The sequence below is a fragment of the Janibacter corallicola NBRC 107790 genome (assembly GCF_001570965.1).
GTDB classification, from domain to species: Bacteria; Actinomycetota; Actinomycetes; order Actinomycetales; family Dermatophilaceae; genus Janibacter; species Janibacter corallicola.
In genome coordinates this window covers 1-16,688 of record NZ_BCSR01000037.1, presented here as the reverse complement: position 1 = coordinate 16,688, position 16,688 = coordinate 1, and the positions used below count along the sequence as shown (strand labels likewise).

General features: G+C 70.9%; 15 protein-coding genes and 1 pseudogene. 2 read left to right on the top strand and 14 right to left on the bottom strand.

Annotation, left to right across the window (positions count from 1 at the left end):
* Nucleotides 1-39: 39 nt before the first annotated feature.
* The gene (gene hisS / locus JCO01S_RS12100) at nt 40-1,392 is read right to left on the bottom strand and encodes a histidine--tRNA ligase (protein ID WP_068255976.1); all 1,353 of its coding nucleotides are present in this window, start codon (nt 1,390-1,392) and stop codon (nt 40-42) included.
* Nucleotides 1,389-2,093: an MBL fold metallo-hydrolase gene (locus JCO01S_RS12095; RefSeq protein WP_068255971.1), complete on the bottom strand. Its 705-nt coding sequence runs from the start codon at nt 2,091-2,093 to the stop codon at nt 1,389-1,391. Before JCO01S_RS12095 ends, hisS begins: the two co-directional genes overlap by 4 nt.
* A 56-nt stretch (nt 2,094-2,149) precedes the next feature.
* On the opposite strand from JCO01S_RS12095, the gene JCO01S_RS12090 reads away from it, so the two are divergent.
* The gene (locus JCO01S_RS12090; protein ID WP_245634427.1) at nt 2,150-3,526 is read left to right on the top strand and encodes a DUF349 domain-containing protein; all 1,377 of its coding nucleotides are present in this window, start codon (nt 2,150-2,152) and stop codon (nt 3,524-3,526) included.
* Between the two features lie 66 nt (nt 3,527-3,592).
* On the opposite strand, the gene JCO01S_RS12085 is transcribed toward JCO01S_RS12090, so the two are convergent.
* The 11 genes from JCO01S_RS12085 to pdxS all read right to left on the bottom strand — a co-directional run bounded on the left by JCO01S_RS12085 (nt 3,593) and on the right by pdxS (nt 14,834).
* A complete protein-coding gene (locus JCO01S_RS12085; protein ID WP_068255968.1) occupies nt 3,593-5,881 on the bottom strand; it encodes a RelA/SpoT family protein in 2,289 nt (762 codons plus the stop codon).
* A gap of 9 nt (nt 5,882-5,890) precedes the next feature.
* Nucleotides 5,891-6,427, bottom strand: a complete 537-nt coding sequence (locus tag JCO01S_RS12080; protein WP_068255964.1) for an adenine phosphoribosyltransferase — start codon at nt 6,425-6,427, stop codon at nt 5,891-5,893.
* Nucleotides 6,424-7,650, bottom strand: coding sequence for a protein translocase subunit SecF (gene secF, locus JCO01S_RS12075; RefSeq protein WP_068255962.1), 1,227 nt, complete (start codon nt 7,648-7,650; stop codon nt 6,424-6,426). Before secF ends, JCO01S_RS12080 begins: the two co-directional genes overlap by 4 nt.
* Nucleotides 7,647-9,518, bottom strand: coding sequence for a protein translocase subunit SecD (gene secD / locus JCO01S_RS12070; RefSeq protein ID WP_068255952.1), 1,872 nt, complete (start codon nt 9,516-9,518; stop codon nt 7,647-7,649). Before secD ends, secF begins: the two co-directional genes overlap by 4 nt.
* Before the next feature lies 1 nt (nt 9,519).
* The gene (yajC, locus tag JCO01S_RS12065; RefSeq protein WP_068255941.1) at nt 9,520-9,831 is read right to left on the bottom strand and encodes a preprotein translocase subunit YajC; all 312 of its coding nucleotides are present in this window, start codon (nt 9,829-9,831) and stop codon (nt 9,520-9,522) included.
* Nucleotides 9,832-9,970: 139 nt separating this feature from the next.
* Entirely contained in the window at nt 9,971-11,092 is a 1,122-nt protein-coding gene (gene ruvB, locus JCO01S_RS12060; RefSeq protein ID WP_068255936.1) for a Holliday junction branch migration DNA helicase RuvB, read from the bottom strand.
* The gene (ruvA, locus tag JCO01S_RS12055; protein WP_068255929.1) at nt 11,089-11,688 is read right to left on the bottom strand and encodes a Holliday junction branch migration protein RuvA; all 600 of its coding nucleotides are present in this window, start codon (nt 11,686-11,688) and stop codon (nt 11,089-11,091) included. Before ruvA ends, ruvB begins: the two co-directional genes overlap by 4 nt.
* Nucleotides 11,685-12,227: a crossover junction endodeoxyribonuclease RuvC gene (gene ruvC / locus JCO01S_RS12050; protein ID WP_439645699.1), complete on the bottom strand. Its 543-nt coding sequence runs from the start codon at nt 12,225-12,227 to the stop codon at nt 11,685-11,687. The genes ruvA and ruvC overlap by 4 nt, the downstream gene beginning before the upstream one ends.
* Before the next feature lie 87 nt (nt 12,228-12,314).
* On the bottom strand, nt 12,315-13,073 hold the full coding sequence (locus JCO01S_RS12045) for a YebC/PmpR family DNA-binding transcriptional regulator (RefSeq protein ID WP_068255927.1): 759 nt from the start codon (nt 13,071-13,073) through the stop codon (nt 12,315-12,317).
* Nucleotides 13,074-13,118: 45 nt separating this feature from the next.
* Nucleotides 13,119-13,736 (bottom strand): pyridoxal 5'-phosphate synthase glutaminase subunit PdxT, encoded by a 618-nt coding sequence (gene pdxT / locus JCO01S_RS12040; protein WP_068255924.1) that lies wholly within the window; start codon nt 13,734-13,736, stop codon nt 13,119-13,121.
* A 201-nt stretch (nt 13,737-13,937) separates the two neighbouring features.
* Nucleotides 13,938-14,834 carry a pyridoxal 5'-phosphate synthase lyase subunit PdxS gene (gene pdxS / locus JCO01S_RS12035; protein WP_218002272.1) on the bottom strand — a complete coding sequence of 299 codons (897 nt, stop codon included), beginning with the start codon at nt 14,832-14,834 and terminating at the stop codon, nt 13,938-13,940.
* Nucleotides 14,835-14,963: 129 nt separating this feature from the next.
* On the opposite strand from pdxS, the gene JCO01S_RS12030 reads away from it, so the two are divergent.
* Nucleotides 14,964-16,295: an aminotransferase class I/II-fold pyridoxal phosphate-dependent enzyme gene (locus tag JCO01S_RS12030; protein WP_068255912.1), complete on the top strand. Its 1,332-nt coding sequence runs from the start codon at nt 14,964-14,966 to the stop codon at nt 16,293-16,295.
* 17 nt (nt 16,296-16,312) lie between these two features.
* Here the strand turns inward: JCO01S_RS12030 and JCO01S_RS16025 are convergent.
* Nucleotides 16,313-16,688, bottom strand: a pseudogene (locus JCO01S_RS16025) (hypothetical protein); the annotation flags it as partial.

The following is a 16,688-nucleotide window of genomic DNA, read 5'->3' as shown; positions in this document are numbered from 1 at the left end:
CTAGACGGGCACCGTGCCCGACAGGCCGCTGCCGGGTGGTCATTCTTCGACCGCGACCACCGAGGGGTGCAGGTCCTCCTCGGGGCACTGCCAGGTGTCAGCCCTGGCATCGACCTGCTCGCCGGAGCGGATGTCCTTGACCTGGTCGCCGTGCTCTCCCGCGTCGGGGAACCACACGTACGGGATGCCGCGTCGGTCGGCGAAGCGGATCTGCTTGCCGAACTTCGCGGCTGTCGGTGCCACCTCGCACGGGATCCCGCGGGCGCGCAGCGCCGTGGCGGCGGCGACCGAGGCCGGCCGGCTCGCCTCGTCGGCGACGGAGACGAGCACGGCGGAGGGGGTCTTCCGGCTCGCCGTCACGAGCCCCTTGCCGAGCAGGAGGCCGAGCAGGCGGGAGAGGCCGATGGAGATGCCGACGCCGGGGTAGGTGTTCTTCCCGTCGCTGGCCAGCTCGTCGTAGCGGCCGCCGGAGCAGAAGGAACCCCAGGACTCGTGACCCACGAGCTGGGTCTCGTAGACCGTCCCGGTGTAGTAGTCGAGCCCGCGGGCGATGCGCAGGTCCGCGACCATCGCGCCGGGGGCCGCGACGCGGCCGGTCTCGATGACCGCCGACAGCGCGGCGAGGCCCTCCTCCAGCACCGGGTGCTCGACACCGAGGGCGCGGACCCGGTCCACGAAGGAGGAGTCCTCGGTCCGGATCGCGGCCAGGTCCAGGCAGGCCTGCGCCTGCTCGGGCGTGCGCCCGGCCTCCACGAGGAGGGCGGCGACCTTCTCCGGGCCGATCTTGTCCAGCTTGTCCACGATCCGCAGCGTGCCCGCGACGTCCTCGATCCCGAGGCCCCGGTAGAAGCCCTCGGGGATCTTGCGGTTGTTGACCTGGATGACCATCTGCGGGATTGGCAGCTTCGCGAAGATCTCGGCCATGACGAGCGGCATCTCGGCCTCGAAGTGGCCGGAGAGCTCGCCGACGTCGACGACGTCGATGTCGCACTGGGTGAACTCGCGATAGCGCCCCTCCTGGGGTCGTTCGCCCCGCCACACCTTCTGGATCTGGTGGCGCCGGAAGGGGAAGTTCAGCTTGCCGGCGTTCTCCACCACGTACCGGGCGAAGGGGACCGTCAGGTCGAAGTGCAGGCCGAGCTCGCTCTCGGGCCCGCCCCCTTCGTCGTCACCGGCAAGGCGGTGCACGCCGTAGATCTCCTTGTCGGCGTCCCCACCCTTGCCGACGAGGCGCTCGACCGGCTCGACGGCGCGGGTCTCGATCGAGGGGAAGCCGTGCAGCTCGAAGGTGGAGCGGATGACGTCGAGGAAGTGCTGCTCGACGATCCGCTGCTGCGGCAGGTACTCGGGAAACCCCGAGATGGGGGTGATCTTCGTGCTCCGGGCGCTCATGACAGTCCTTGCAGGTGCGGGTTGCTCGCCTTCTCGCGGCCCAGCGTCGTGGCGGGTCCATGACCCGGGAGGACGAGGCTGGTGTCGGGGCGCGGATGGACGACGTCGCGCAGCGAGCGCTGCATGTCCGCCATCGAGCCGCCCGGCAGGTCGGTCCGGCCGATCGAGCCGGCGAAGAGCACGTCACCGGTGAGCAGCGTCCGGTCGACCTCGACGTCTCCCGAGACGCCCTCCGGCACCCGGTCCAGGGCGAACATCACCGATCCCTCGGTGTGGCCCGGCGCGTGCACGACGTCCAGGTCGATGCCGGCGACGGTCACCCGCTCCTGGTCGGTGATCTCCACGACCCGCTCCGGCTCGCGCCAGGTCGCCTTCTTGCCGAACTGCTGCTCCAGCATCCCGGTCAGCTGGTCCCCGAGCGAGGAGTCGCCCAGGGGGTCCTTCAACCGGTAGCGGTCCTCGGAGTGGATGTAGGCCGCCAGGTCGCCGCCGCAGACGGGCGTCACGGAGTAGACGTGGTCGATGTGGCCGTGGGTGAGGAGCACGGCGGCGGGCTTGAGGCGGTACTCGGTGAGGACCTCCCGCAGCGTCTCCTCGATCCCGATCCCGGGGTCGACGACGAGGCACTCCTCGCCGGGGGCGTCGGCGAGGACGTAGCAGTTGGTACCGAAGGCCTGGGCCGGGAAGGGGATCGTCAGCACGGCTCAACCCTACGTGGGACCCCTCACGCGGCGCGTGAATGGGTAACCTCACAGGTGTGAGTGACGACAACGACGCCCCGCGCCCCGCGGCGCCCTCGCCGGCAGCCTTGGCTCGCCTGGCTCCCACCCGCCCCAGCACGGCCCCGGCCCCGGAACCCCCGGCGGCCGTGGGCGACCACAGCGCCTCCGCGGCCTTCGGCCGCGTCGACGAGCAGGGACGAGTCTTCGTGCGTGAGGACGGGGGCGAGCGCGAGGTGGGCTCCTACCCCGACGCCACGCCCGAGGAGGCGTTGCAGTACTTCGCCCGCAAGTACGACGAGCTGTACGCCTCGGCGGCGCTGCTGCACCAGCGCCTGGACTCCCCGGAGGTCTCCGCGAAGGAGATCGCCGACGGTCTGACGTCGCTGCGTGAGCACTCCGAGCAGCCGAACGTCGTCGGCGACCTCCCCGCGCTGGCGAAGCTCGTCGCCGAGATCGACGAGGGCCTGGCGACGAAGCGGCGCGAGGAGCAGGCCCACCGTGCCGAGGCCAAGCGGCAGGCGACCCTCGAGCGCGAGGCGATCGTCGAGGAGGCCGAGCAGATCGCGGCCCAGCCCGTCGAGAAGGTCCAGTGGAAGCAGTCGACGACGCGGATGCGTGAGCTGCTTCAGGAGTGGAAGGCCCACCAGCGCGGCCGGGTCCGCCTCGACAAGGACGTCGAGAATGCGCTGTGGAAGCGCTTCTCCCGCTCCCGCAACGGCTTCGACAAGACCCGCCGGGCCCACTTCGCCCGTCTGGAACAGGTCCGTGGCGAGGTCAAGCAGGTCAAGCTGGGGCTCGTCGAGGAGGCCGAGCGGCTCTCCACCTCCACGGACTGGAATGCCACCGCCGGTGCCTTCAAGCGCCTCATGAGCCAGTGGCGTGCCGCCGGTCGGGCCGGCCGCTCCGACGACGACCGGCTGTGGCAGCGCTTCCGCACCGCCCAGGACCACTTCTTCAACGCCAAGGACGAGCAGGCGGCGATCGAGGACGAGTCCTACCGCGGGAACCTCGAGGTCAAGGAGGGGCTGCTGCAGGAGGCCAGGGCACTGCTCCCGGTCAAGGACCTCGAGCGCACCAAGGCCGCCCTGCGCGACATCCAGGAGCGGTGGGAGGCGGCTGGCAAGGTGCCCCGTGCCGACATCGACCGCATGGAGAAGGGCATGCGCCGGGTCGAGCAGACCGTGCGCGATGCCGAGGAGAAGAAGTGGTCCGCGACCGACCCGGAGAAGTCCGACCGGGCCGCGTCCATGGTCACCCAGCTCCAGTCGCGCATCGGCGAGCTGGAGGAGGAGGCCGCCGCGGCCGAGGCCGAGGGGGACCAGTCCTCCGCCACGAAGCTGCGGGAGCAGCAGCGGAGCCACCAGATGCTGCTCGACCAGGCCCGCAAGGGCCTCGACGAGTTCGGCGGCTGACCCGGTTCCCGAGGTGCGAGTCTGCGGAGCAGGCGAGCCTCGGGCTCCTCGCACCCGGGAGTCGGGCTACTGGTGCTTGGCCGTGCCGCCGGTGAGGCGGTAGGCGTCGAAGACCGAGTCGATCTTCTTCACCTGCTGGATCACGTGGGCCAGGTGGGTGGGATCGCCCATCTCGAAGCTGAACCGCAGCACGGCCACCCGATCACGTGAGGTGTGCACCGCCGCGGAGAGGATGTTCACACCGGACTCGGAGAGCACCCGGGTGACCTCGGAGAGCAGGCCGGAGCGGTCCAGGGACTCGACCTGGATCTGGACGAGGAAGAGGCTGGAACTGCTCGGCGCCCACTCGACGTCGATGATCCGCTCGGACTCCTTGCGCAGTGACTCCGCATTCGGGCAGTCCGTGCGGTGGACCGAGACCCCCTCACCGCGGGTGATGAAGCCCATGATGTCGTCGCCGGGCACCGGGGTGCAGCAGCGGGCGAGCTTGACCCAGACGTCGTCCATGCCCTTGACGACCACGCCCGGGTCCCCGCCGCGGCGCCGCCGCTCGACGGGCCCCGGCAGCGTCGCCTCGGCGAGGTCCTCCGTCGCGCCGTCCTTCCCGCCGGCCGCGGCGAGGAGACGTTCCACGACGTGCTGGGCAGAGACCTGCCCCTCCCCCACGGCCGCGTAGAGGCCGTCGACGCCCTGGCGACGCAGCTCGCTCGCGACGGCGGTGAGGCTCTCCACGGTGACGATGCGGTGCAGCGGCATGTTCTGCTTGCGCACGACCTTGGCGATGGCCTCCTTGCCGACCTCGGCCATCTCCTCGCGCCGCTCCCGCGAGAACCAGTGCTTGATCTTGTTGCGTGCCCGGGCGGAGCGCACGAACTTCAGCCAGTCGCGCGACGGCCCGGCGTCCTCGGCCTTGGAGGTGAGGATCTCGACGGCGTCACCGTTCTCGAGCGGCGAGTCCAGCGCGACGAGGCGCCCGTTGACCCGGGCACCGATGCACTTGTGACCGACCTCGGTGTGCACGGCATAGGCGAAGTCGACCGGGGTCGACCCCGACGGCAGCGAGATCACCTGCCCTGTGGGCGTGAAGGCGTAGACCTCCTTGGAGTTGATCTCGTAGCGCAGCGAGTCCAGGAACTCGCTCGGGTCGCTCGTCTCCCGCTGCCAGTCCAGCAACTGCCGCAGCCAGGCCATCTCCCCCGCCTGGCCGTCGTCGACCTGACCACCCTCCGGGGTGCTGCGCTCCTTGTACTTCCAGTGCGCGGCCACGCCGTACTCGGCACGCCGGTGCATCTGGTGGGTGCGGATCTGGATCTCGACCGGCTTTCCCTGCGGCCCGATGACCGTCGTGTGCAGCGACTGGTACATGTTGAACTTCGGCAGCGAGATGTAGTCCTTGAACCGCCCCGGCAGCGGGTTCCACCGCGCGTGCAGGGCGCCCAGGGCCGCGTAGCAGTCGCGCACGGTGTCCACGAGCACCCGGATCGCGACGAGGTCGTAGATGTCGCCGAACTCCCGGCCCCCGACGATCATCTTCTGGTAGACGGAGTAGTAGTGCTTGGGCCGGCCGGTGACGGTGGCCTTGATCCTGGCCTGCCGCAGGTCGAGCACCACCTGGGCCTTGACGGTCGCCAGGTACTCCTCGCGGGCGGGCGCGCGCTCGGCGACGAGCCGGACGATCTCCTCGTAGACCTTCGGGTACAGCGTGGCGAAGGAGAGGTCCTCCAGCTCCCACTTGATGGTGTTCATGCCCAGCCGGTGCGCGAGGGGGGCGTAGATCTCGAGGGTCTCGCGGGCCTTGCGCTGCGCCGAGGAGACGGAGACGTAGCGCCACGTGCGGGCGTTGTGCAGCCGGTCGGCGAGCTTGATGACGAGCACCCGGATGTCGCGGGCCATCGCCACGATCATCTTCCGGACGGTCTCGGCCTGCGCGCTGTCCCCGTAGGTGAACTTGTCGAGCTTGGTCACCCCGTCGACGAGCTTGGCGACCTCCGCGCCGAACTCCTCCTCGAGGTCGTCGAGGCTGTAGGAGGTGTCCTCCACGGTGTCGTGCAGTAGCGCCGCCGACAGCGTCACCGGAGTCATGCCGAGCTCGGCGAGGATCGTCGCGACGGCGAGCGGGTGGGTGATGTACGGGTCGCCGCTCTTGCGCTGCTGCCCGCGGTGGCACTCCTCCGCGACCGCGTAGGCGCGCTCGACCATGCTCGTGTCGGCCTTGGGGTGGTTCTGCCGCACGATGGCCAGGAGCGGCTCCAGGACTCCCGGCGTCGGCCCGCGCCCGGCACCGAGACGGGCCAGGGAGGCACGCGCGAGCGACCGGGGGGAGAATCCCCCGCCGGATGCACTGCGCTCACTCATGGTGTGAGCCTAAACCGTGACGAGGCTCCTGATGGTGGAGGCCACCGCTTCCCGGCCCCGCAGGGCCTCGATCTCCACGAGGATCTCGACCCCGGTGACCTCGGCGCCGACCTCCTGCAGCAGGCGGCAGGCTGCCGCGGCGGTGCCGCCCGTCGCGAGCACGTCGTCGACGACGAGCACCCGGGTCCCGGGGCGCAGGGCCCCGGCGGGGATCTCCACCCGCGCGGTGCCGTACTCCAGCTCGTAGTCCACGCCGACCGTCTCCCCCGGCAGCTTCCCGGCCTTGCGCACCGGGAGGAAACCGACGCCCAGCTGGCGCGCCACCGCCGCGCCGAAGATGAACCCTCGCGCCTCGAGCCCGGCGACGAGATCGACCCGCCCGGACCACGGCTCGGCGTGCGCGGTGATCACCTCGCCGAAGAGCGGCCCGTCGCCCAGCAGCGGCGTGATGTCCTTGAAGGAGACCCCCGGCTCGGGGAAGTCGGGGATCTCCCGGACCGCGCCGAGGATGCGCTCGGCCAGCCCGGCCGCCACCGTGGCGCTCATCGGCCGCGCTGCTTGCGGGGAGTCCGCTTCGGCTGGTTCCGCGGACCACCCTGTGCGTACTTGTGCACCTTGCGGCCGGTCACCGTCTGCGCGTCGTCCCCCGAGGGTGGCCCCGTCGTGGATCCGTGCGAAGGGGGCGTGCCCCCGCCGGTGGTACCGGCCGGCTCGGTGGCGGAGGTGGGGGCGGCGCCCTTCGCTCCCACGCCGGCGGCGACGGGCGCCGGCTCGGCCGCGGCCGTGCGGGTCGCGTGCTTGCTGGCCGCCTTGTCCAGGGCGACGACGTCGGCGTCCTTGCGCCGCAGATCGACCAGGAGCGGGGTCGCGATGAAGACCGAGGAGACCGCACCGATCGTCATGCCGATGAAGAGCGCGAGCGAGAGGTCGAGCAGGGTGCCGGGACCGAGCTTGGCGAAGCCGATGACCAGGACGGCGATGATCGGCAGCACGGCGATGACCGTCGTGTTGATCGACCGCACCAGGGTCTGGTTCACGGCGAGGTTCGCCGCGTCGCCATAGGTGCTGCGGCGGTTGGTGAAGGCGGCCTGGGTGTTCTCCTTGACGTGGTCGAAGACGACGACCGTGTCGTAGAGGGAGTACCCCAGGACGGTGAGGAAGCCGATCATCGTCGCCGGCGAGACCTCGAATCCGCTCCAGGTGTAGATCCCGACGGTGATGAGCATGTCGTGCGCCAGCGCGACGAGCGAGGCGACGGCCATCTTCCAGTTGCGGTAGTACGCCGCCATCACCAGTCCGGTGAAGAGCAGGAAGATCACGAGCGCCCGCAGGGCCTGCTTCGTCACCGAGGCACCCCACGAGGGGCCGATGAAGTTCGAGCTGACCTTGTTGGTCTGCACGTCGAAGGTCTTGGCGAGCTCCTGGGAGACCGCGCGGGACTCGTTGGAGCTCAGCTCCTCGGTCTGCACGCGCACCGTCGAGTCGCCCAGCGAGGTCACGTTCGCCGACGCACCGGCCCCGGCGACCTCGCGGACCGCTCCGGTCGCCCTGGACTCGAAGTTGCCCGGAACGCTCTGGCTGGTCGCGACCTTGAACTCGGAGCCTCCGGTGAACTCGAGGCTGAGGTTGAGCCCCTGGACCACCAGTCCGAGTGCGGCGATGACCATGATCACCGCGGAGATGACGTACCAGAGCTTGGACTTGCCGACGAAGTCGAAGGACTTCGCGCCGGTGTAGAGCCCGTTGCCGAAATCTGTCATGCGGCTCATCGCGTGCCCCCTTCCGCCGGGCGGACGCCTGGCGAGAAGTCCACGCTCCCCCGACCCCGGTACCGGATCGTGGCCTCGCTCGGGTCACCCACGTCGAAGCCGGACCACGGGTGCTGCGAGGAGAAGAAGCGGCTCCTGGCCAGGACCGTCAGGACCGGGTGGGTGAAGAGCCAGAAGACCGCCAGGTCGATCAGCGTGGTCAGCCCGAGGGTGAAGGCGAAGCCACGCACGCTGGAGCTCGCCAGCACGTAGAGCACGACCGCCGCGATGAGGTTGACCCCGTCGGCGACGAGGATGGTGCGCTTGGCGCGGGCCCAGCCGGCCTCGACGGCAGCGCGCACGTTGCGGCCCTCACGCAGCGCGTCCCTGATCCGTTCGAAGTAGACGATGAAGCTGTCCGCCGTGACACCGATGGCGATGATCAGACCGGTCACGCCCGCCATGTCGAGGCGATAGTTGTACCCCCACGACAACAGGGCGATGGCCAGGTATGTCATGCCGAAGGCCACGATCATCGAGCCCATCGTCACCGACGCGAGCACCCGGTACTGGAAGATCGAGTAGATGAAGACGAGGAACAGGCCGATGGCGCCGGCGATGATGCCGTACTCCAGCTGCGCCGAGCCGAGCGTCGGGCTGATCTCCTGACGGCTCTGCAGATCGAAGGAGAGCGGCAGTGCGCCGAACTTCAGCGACTTCGCCAGGCTGCGGGCCTCATCGATCTGGAAGCCGCTGATGCTCGCCTTGCCGTTGGGGATGACCTCGTTGAAGCCCGGTGCCATGAGGACCTGGGAATCCAGGGTGACCGCCAGGGCGTTGTACGAGGCCGGCGGATTGGCGCCCGCGGGGCTCAGGCTCTGGGCCCCGACCATCTTCTCGGAGATGTTCTTGTAGTCCTCGCGGCCCTCGCTGGTCAGCGAGAGCTGGATCTCCGGGTTGTTCGTCTGCTGGCCCTGCGGGCCGACGGCGTACCCGGCGGTCGCGTCGTCGATCTCGGTCCCGTTGACGACCGTCGGGCCGAGGATGTACTTCATCGCCCCGTCCTTGGAGCAGGCGATGATCGCCTCGTCGGGCTGGGCGCGGTCCTCCTCGACGCCCTTCTTGCAGTCCAGGTCCTGGAACTCCTGCCACAGCTTCTCCGACACGTTGTTCGGGTCCATGGCGTTCTTCGGCTTGCCGGTCGGCTGCCAGCCCGACTGCCCACCCGGGGGCTTGGGCTGCTGGGACTTCTTCGAGGACTTCTTGGAGTCGGACTGCGAGTCGGAGGACTTGGCCGGCTTCGGCTCCTCGTCCTCCCCCTTCGGGCCGGGACTGGTCGCGCTCGTCTCGGCGGGGCGGGCCTGGTCACGGGAGGCGGAGTCCGCGTCGGAGCTGCGCTTCGACGTCTTGTCCTGGGAGCCGGACGTGCCGTCCTGGGAGCCCGACTTCCCGGACTTCCCGGGGTTGGACTGCGGCTGCTTCCCGGCGGCGCTGGCAAGCACCGGCCGGAACTGCATCTGCGAGGAGGCGGCGATCGCCTCCTCCTGCTCCTTGGTCGGGGTGCCGGGCATGGCGATGACGATGTTGGAGTCGCCCTGCGTCGTCACCTCGGCTCCGGTGGTGCCCTGGGAGTCGATGCGCTGGACGATGATGTCGCGGGCCTGTGCCAGCTCCTCCTGGCTGACCTGCCCGGTCTCGCTGCGCGGCTCGAGGATGATCTGGGTCCCGCCCTCGAGGTCCAGTCCCAGGCGGGGCGTCCAGGTGGCGTCCTTCTGCATCACGCCGTAGCCGAGGCTGCCCACCAGGACGAGGAGGAAGGCGAGCAGCCAGAGCAGGGTGCGCTTCGCGTTGTCCTTGCGGGCGACGTCCTTGGTGCGTCGGGACTCCACGTCAGGCCCGCTCGGTGGTCTCGTCGACGGTGTCCCCGGGGCCGGAGTGCCCGGCGGCGCTCATGCCGACCGCCCGACGGTCCACGGTCAGCACGACGCCCTCGGCCACCTCGAGACGCGCCAGCTGCTCGTCGAGCCGCACGATCCGGCCACGGATCCCGGAGGTCAGGAACACCTCGTCCCCCTCCTGGAGCGACGCGGTGAACTGTGCCATCGACTTCTGCCGGCGCCGGGCGGACCACAGCATGAATCCGATGAGCAACAGCGGCAGGAGGAGGAGAAGCAGGCTGGCGATCGGCGAGCCGTCGTTCATGAGGAGGGACTTCCTGGTTCGAGGCGCATCCGAGGGATGCGGCGGCACAAGGGGCCCGAACTCCGGGCCAGTGGGTCAGTCTAGGTCAGTGTGCATGCCTCTCCAACGAGCGACGCACCGCCGGCGTTCCGTGGAGCGCTCACCCGAGTCGACCGCCGCCCGGGTCCTCGGGCAGCGGCAGCGTCGCCTGCTCGGTCTGCGGCGGCGTGAGGCCCAGGTGCTCCCAGGCGAAGGGGGCGGCCATCCGCCCGCGTGGGCTGCGCACGATGTATCCCTGCCGGACGAGGTAGGGCTCGGCGACCGTCTCGACGGTGTCGTTCTCCTCACCCACGGCGACGGCGAGGGTGGACAGCCCCACCGGCCCGCCGCCGAATCGGCGGCACAGCGCCTCGAGCACGGCCCGGTCCAGCCGGTCCAGTCCCATCTCGTCGACGTCGAAGAGGGCCAGCGCCTCGTGGGCGGCGTGCAGGTCGACACGGTTCTCGCCGTACACCTGGGCCCAGTCCCTCACCCGGCGCAGCAGCCGGTTGGAGATCCGCGGCGTGCCACGCGAGCGGCGGGCGATCTCGGCGAGGCCGTCACGCTCGGCCTCGATCTGCAGCAGGCCCGCGCTGCGCCACAGGATCTGCTCCAGGTCCGCGTCGGCGTAGAAGTCGAGGTGCCCGGTGAAGCCGAAGCGGTCCCGCAGCGGCGCCGGCAGCAGCCCGGCCCGTGTCGTGGCCCCGACGACGGTGAAGGGGGGCAGCTCGAGCGGGATCGCGGTCGCCCCCGGCCCCTTGCCGACGACCACGTCGACGCGGAAGTCCTCCATCGCCAGGTACAGCATCTCCTCGGCCGCCCGGGACATCCGGTGGATCTCGTCGAGGAAGAGCACCTCCCCCTCGGCCAGCGAGGACAGCACGGAGGCCAGGTCGCCGGCGTGCTGGATCGCCGGGCCGGAGGTGACCCGGATCGGCTGCTCCAGCTCGGCCGCGACGATCATCGCCAGGGTCGTCTTGCCCAGCCCCGGTGGCCCGGAGAGGAGCACGTGGTCCGGGGCGGACCCCCTTCGCCGGGCCGCCTCCATGACGAGGCCGAGCTGGTCGCGGACCTTGGGTTGTCCGGGGAACTCGCTGAGCCGACGGGGCCGCAGCGCCGCCTCGACGCGATCCTCGTCCTCGGTGGCGCCGGCGTCGACGATGCGCGCGGTGGCGTCGTAGGAGCCGTCCCCCTCGCCGGGATCGTCCTCGGCGACCCGCATCTCGGAGCTGAAGCCGCTCATCGGGCGAGCACCTGCAGTGCGGATCGCAGCGCGGCCGAGGTGTCCCCCTCGCCGGTGGTCTCGACGGCGACCGCCTCGACGGCCGCCTCGGACTGCTTGGCCGTGTAGCCGAGCCCGACGAGCGCCTCGGTGACCTGGTCGCGCCAGGCGGGGACCGACGGCATCGCCGGGGAGGGGGCGCCGGCCGGTTCGGTGGTGCCGGGCAGCTTGTCGCGCAGCTCGAGCGCGATCCGCTCGGCGCTCTTCTTGCCGATGCCGGGCACCTTGGTGAGAGTGGCCAGGTCGTCGTGGGCGACCGCGGCCGCCAGCTCCTCCGGGGTGAGCACCGAGACGATCGCGAGGGCGACGCGCGGCCCGACCCCGCTGACCGTCTGGGCCACCTCGAAGGTGTCCCGGTCGGCGGCGGCGTCGAAGCCGTAGAGGGTCATCGAGTCCTCTCGCACGATCATCGTCGTCGCCAGGTCGACCTCGCTGCCGGTGCGGGCCGCGGCGGCCACGCGGGGTGGGGTGTGCACGAGGAGGCCGACCCCGTGCACGTCGACGACGAGCTTGTCCAGGCCCACGTGTCGGGCCGTGCCACGCACCGAGGCGATCATCGACCGACCACCGAACGCAGTCGGGCCCGCTCGCTGGCCGCCGCCATGTCCCGACGCTGCTGACCCAGCCCGCGCCACTGGTGGCAGATGGCCAGCGCCAGGGCGTCCGCGGCATCGGCCGGCTTCGGCGCCTCACCGAGCGAGAGCACGCGCGTGACCATGGTCGTCACCTGCGCCTTGTCGGCCCGACCGCTGCCGGTGACGGCCGCCTTGACCTCGGTCGGGGTGTGCTGGGTGACGGTCAGGCCGCGGCGGGCACCGGCGAGGTGGACCAGGCCACTGACCTGGGCCGTGGTCATCACGGTCGGCACGTGCTCGGCGGCGTACACCCGCTCGAGCGCGATCGCGTCCGGCTCGAATCGGTCCAGCCACACGTCCAGCTGGTCCTGCAGGTAGGCGAGCCGGTCACCGGTGATGCGGTCGGCGGAGGTCCGCACGACGCCGACGGCCACCATGCGCAGGGCACGGGCCTCACCCTCGACGACACCGATACCGCACCGGGTCAGTCCGGGATCCACGCCGAGCACGCGCACGTGCATCCCTCCTCACATCGGCCGATCACCTGTAGAACACGTGTTCTAAGAACACTACGTCCGGCCGCCTGCTGCGGGCCACCGACACGCCGGTCACTCCTGGGAGTCGAGCTCCGCGAGCACCTCGTCCGGGATGTCGCTGTTGTCGAAGACGTCCTGGACGTCGTCGCAGTCCTCGAGCGCCTCGACGACGCGCATCATCTTCTTCGCGCCCTCCGCGTCGAGCGGCACCCGGACGCTCGGCAGGAAGGAGGCCTCGGCGGAGTCGTAGTCGACCCCGGCCTCCTGCAGCGCGGTGCGCACGTCGACGAAGTTGGTCGCCTCGGAGACGATCTGCCAGGAGTCACCGAAGTCGTTGATCTCCTCACCCCCGGCCTCGAGGATGATGTCCAGCAGTTCCTCGTCGCTCTTCTCCGCCTTGGGGACCATGACCACGCCGCGGCGGTTGAAGAGGTAGCTGACCGAGCCCGGGTCGGCGAGGTTGCCGCCGTTCTTGCTCAGGGCGGTCCGCACCTCCATGGCGGCGCGGTTCTTGTTGTCCGTCAGGCACTCGATGAGCAGGGCGACACCGCCGGGCGCGTAGCCCTCGTAGGTGATCGCCTCCCAGTTCGCGCCGCCGGCCTCGGCACCGGAGCCGCGCTTGACGGCCCGGTCGATGTTGTCGTTCGGGACGGAGTTCTTCTTCGCCTTCTGGATGGCGTCGTAGAGGGTCGGGTTGCCGGCCGGGTCCGCGCCGCCGGTGCGGGCGGCCACCTCGATGTACTTGATGAGCTTGGCGAAGAGCTTGCCGCGCTTGGCGTCGATCGCCGCCTTCTTGTGCTTGGTGGTTGCCCACTTGGAGTGGCCGGCCACGTAGGCCTCCTCGGTCTGCCGGATGCGGGTTGTCAGCAGACCACCCTAGTCGCCCGCCACGAGCGGCCCTGCCCTCACCATGTCGACGAAGCACGCGTGCACCCGGTGGTCACCGGTCACCTCGGGATGGAAGCTCGTCGCGAGCAAGGGACCCTGACGCACGACGACGGGGCGCTCCTCCCCCTTCGTCGTCACGGTGGCGAGCACCTCCACCCGGGGGCCGTGCTCCTCCACCCACGGCGCCCGGATGAAGACCGCGCGCACCGGTCCCCCGTCGAGGCCGCGTACCTCCAGGTCGGTCTCGTAGGAGTGCACCTGACGGCCGAAGGCGTTGCGCCGCACCGTGATATCCATCCCGCCGAGGGACTGCTGCCCCGGCCCGCCGTCGACGATGCGGTCGGCGAGCAGGATCATCCCCGCGCAGCTGCCGTAGACCGGCATCCCCTCCGCGATCCGCCGGCGAAGGGGGTCACGCAGCCCGAAGGTGCGGGCGAGCTTGTCGATGGTCGTCGACTCGCCGCCGGGCAGGACGAGCCCGGAGACCGTCTCCAGCTCCTCGGGGCGGCGCACCGGCAGGACCTGGGCGCCGAGCGACTCGAGGGCTCTGCGGTGCTCGCGGACATCGCCTTGGAGGGCGAGGACACCGATGCGCAGGGGGTTCACCGCGTCAGCGTATGCCGCCCCCCGGCGTCGGTGCCTCGTGGCTCCCGCTCGTCCCTGCACCAGAGATCGGAGCACCTGATCGGTGCGTCGGTGGCCAGGACGCGCGCGATCTCCCACGCGTGGTCCCGCCTTCTGGCCGGCGATGCCCCCTGGTCCGCCGCGTCGGGCGCGAGGACGCCGGCACCGCCCGAGTCGGCTGCCTTACCAGCCGCGCTCGGCGAGCCGGTGCGGCTGCGGGATGTCGTCGACGTTGATGCCGACCATGGCCTCACCGAGGCCGCGCGAGACCTTGGCGAGCATGTCCGGGTCGTCGTAGAAGGTCGTCGCCTTGACGATCGCCTCGGCACGCTCGGCGGGGTTGCCGGACTTGAAGATGCCGGAGCCGACGAAGACCCCCTCGGCGCCGAGCTGCATCATCATCGCGGCGTCGGCCGGGGTGGCGATGCCGCCGGCGGTGAAGAGGACGACGGGCAGCTTCCCCTTCGTCGCCACCTCCTTGACCAGCTCGAAGGGGGCCTGCAGCTCCTTGGCGGCCACGTACAGCTCGTCCTCCGCGAGGTTCTGCAGACGACGGATCTCCTGCCGGATGGAGCGCATGTGGGTGGTCGCGTTCGAGACGTCACCGGTCCCGGCCTCGCCCTTGCTGCGGATCATGCCCGCACCCTCGGTGATCCGGCGCAGCGCCTCACCGAGGTTCGTCGCGCCGCAGACGAAGGGGACGGTGAAGGCCCACTTGTCGATGTGGTTGGCATAGTCGGCCGGGGTGAGCACCTCGGACTCGTCGATGTAGTCGACGCCGAGCGACTGCAGCACCTGGGCCTCGACGAAGTGACCGATCCGCGCCTTGGCCATGACGGGGATCGAGACGGCCTCGATGATGCCGTCGATCATGTCCGGGTCACTCATCCGCGAGACGCCGCCCTGCGCACGGATGTCGGCCGGGACGCGCTCGAGGGCCATGACGGCCACGGCGCCGGCGTCCTCGGCGATCTTCGCCTGCTCCGGCGTGACGACGTCCATGATGACGCCGCCCTTGAGCATCTCGGCCATCCCGCGCTTGACGCGCGCGGTCCCGACCTCGGTCGTGTCACTGGTCATGGTCCACTCCATCTCCCGTGGCCCGCCGGGGGCAGGCCAATTTTTGATCTAGGCCAGAAAGTAGCACGGCACAGGCCAAAGCCGTGACCGTCGTCCACGGGCCGCGCCGGTGCACCTAGACTCCGGGACGTGGGTACCGACGCAGCACTGATCACGGGGGGCACGGCCGCCGAGATCGCCGACAGCGTGCGCGGCCTCGTCGAGCGCGGCCGACTGGCACCCGGGGAGGTCCTCCCTCCGGTGCGGGCCCTGGCCGAGCAGCTCGGGGTCAACCGCAACACGGCCGTGGCCGCCTACCGCGCGCTGGCCCGCTCGGGAGTCGTCGTCTCGCAGGGCCGCGCCGGCACCCGGGTCGCCCGGCGTGCGCGGGTGCCCCAGGAGGGCTTCGCCTCCGCCGGATCGCTGCGCGACGTCGGCACCGGCAATCCCGACCCGGCGCTCATCCCCGACCTCGGGCCGGCTCTCGCCGCCGCCGCCGGGCGGCACGTCCTCTATGGCGAGCCCACGATCGACCGTGACCTGCTCGCCTGGGCCCGGGGCTGGATGGCCCCGGACGTACCGGTCGACGAGGACGATCTGCACATCACCCTGACCAGCGGCGCCGTCGACGCCGTGGAGCGCCTGCTGGCACAGGCGCTCATGCGTGACGACACGGTCGCCCTCGAGGACCCCTGCTTCCTGGCCAGCATCCACCTGGCCCAGCTCGGCGGGTACCACGCCGTCCCCGTCCCCGTCGACGCCGAGGGCATGACGGTCGAGGGACTGCGCCACGCCCTCGACCAGGGCGTGCGCGCCGTCGTCTGCACCCCTCGGGCGCAGAACCCGACGGGCGCGTCACTGAGCGCCCGCCGCGCCGAGGCCCTGCGGGAGGTGATGGCGGAGCACCCCTACGTCCTCGTGGTGCAGGACGACTACTTCTCCTACCTGTCGCGGCAGCCCTTCCACTCCATCATCGGTCCGGACCACGAGCGCTGGGCCCTGGTGCGGTCGGTCTCGAAGTTCGCAGGTCCGGACATGTGCCTCGCCGTGACGGCCTGTGACGCCCACACGGCCGAGCGGCTCGAGTTGCGGCTGAGTCCCGGCACGACGTGGGTGAGCCACCTGCTGCAGCGCATCACGCACTCGGTCATGACGGACGAGGACGCGCTGGCGCGCATCGACCGGGCCGGCACCCACTACGCCGAGCGCAACGCCGCCTTCGCCGCGCTGCTCACCGAACGGGGGCTGCCGACGCAGGCCGGCGACGGGATGAGCCTGTGGGTGGCCCTGCCGGTGGCCGCCCGGGACGTCGCCGAGCGGCTGACCCGCCGGGGCTGGCTGGTGCGCACCGGTGACGACTTCCGCCTGACGGACACGGAGGAGCCGTCACGCCACCTGCGCCTGACGGTGCACGACCTCGATGACGAGCAAGCCGAGTCCTTGGCCACCGACATCGTCGAGGCCGCGCGAGCGGGCGACTGAGTCGCGCAGGAGAGTGCTCAGTCCTCCCGCGGTGGGGTGTCCGGGTCGGACGCCCGGGGAGGCGGCGGAGGTGCCGGACGCCCGGACGAAGGGGGCGGTGGCGCCTGACCACCCGGCGGCGTCGCGTCGCCGGACGCGGTGGTCGTCCCACCCGGCGGCGGGGGCGGGGCTGGCTGCGATCCCGGCGAGGAGGTCCCGCCGAAGGAGGACCCGCCGAAGGAGGACCCGAGGCCACTGATCGCCGTCCTGGGGTCCTGCCCCTTGCGCCGCGACCACACGAGGTAGCCGATGAGTGCGGCCAGGGCCAGCGGCAGGAGGCAGCAGCACAGACCGAGGAAGCCGATGCCTCCACCGCGTCGGCGGCGTCGTCGTCGGCGGGCCGCGGGCACCGCC

Bases quoted from the DNA above. Each gene is read 5' to 3' on its own strand.
- JCO01S_RS12085 (WP_068255968.1), bottom strand. From the start codon at position 5,881: ATGAGTGAGCGCAGTGCATCCGGCGGGGGATTCTCCCCCCGGTCGCTC.
- ruvA (WP_068255929.1), bottom strand. From the start codon at position 11,688: ATGATCGCCTCGGTGCGTGGCACGGCCCGACACGTGGGCCTGGACAAG.
- hisS (WP_068255976.1), bottom strand. From the start codon at position 1,392: ATGAGCGCCCGGAGCACGAAGATCACCCCCATCTCGGGGTTTCCCGAG.
- JCO01S_RS12080 (WP_068255964.1), bottom strand. From the start codon at position 6,427: ATGAGCGCCACGGTGGCGGCCGGGCTGGCCGAGCGCATCCTCGGCGCG.
- yajC (WP_068255941.1), bottom strand. From the start codon at position 9,831: ATGAACGACGGCTCGCCGATCGCCAGCCTGCTTCTCCTCCTCCTGCCG.
- pdxS (WP_218002272.1), bottom strand. From the start codon at position 14,834: ATGACCAGTGACACGACCGAGGTCGGGACCGCGCGCGTCAAGCGCGGG.
- ruvB (WP_068255936.1), bottom strand. From the start codon at position 11,092: ATGAGCGGCTTCAGCTCCGAGATGCGGGTCGCCGAGGACGATCCCGGC.
- secF (WP_068255962.1), bottom strand. From the start codon at position 7,650: ATGAGCCGCATGACAGATTTCGGCAACGGGCTCTACACCGGCGCGAAG.
- ruvC (WP_439645699.1), bottom strand. From the start codon at position 12,227: ATGCACGTGCGCGTGCTCGGCGTGGATCCCGGACTGACCCGGTGCGGT.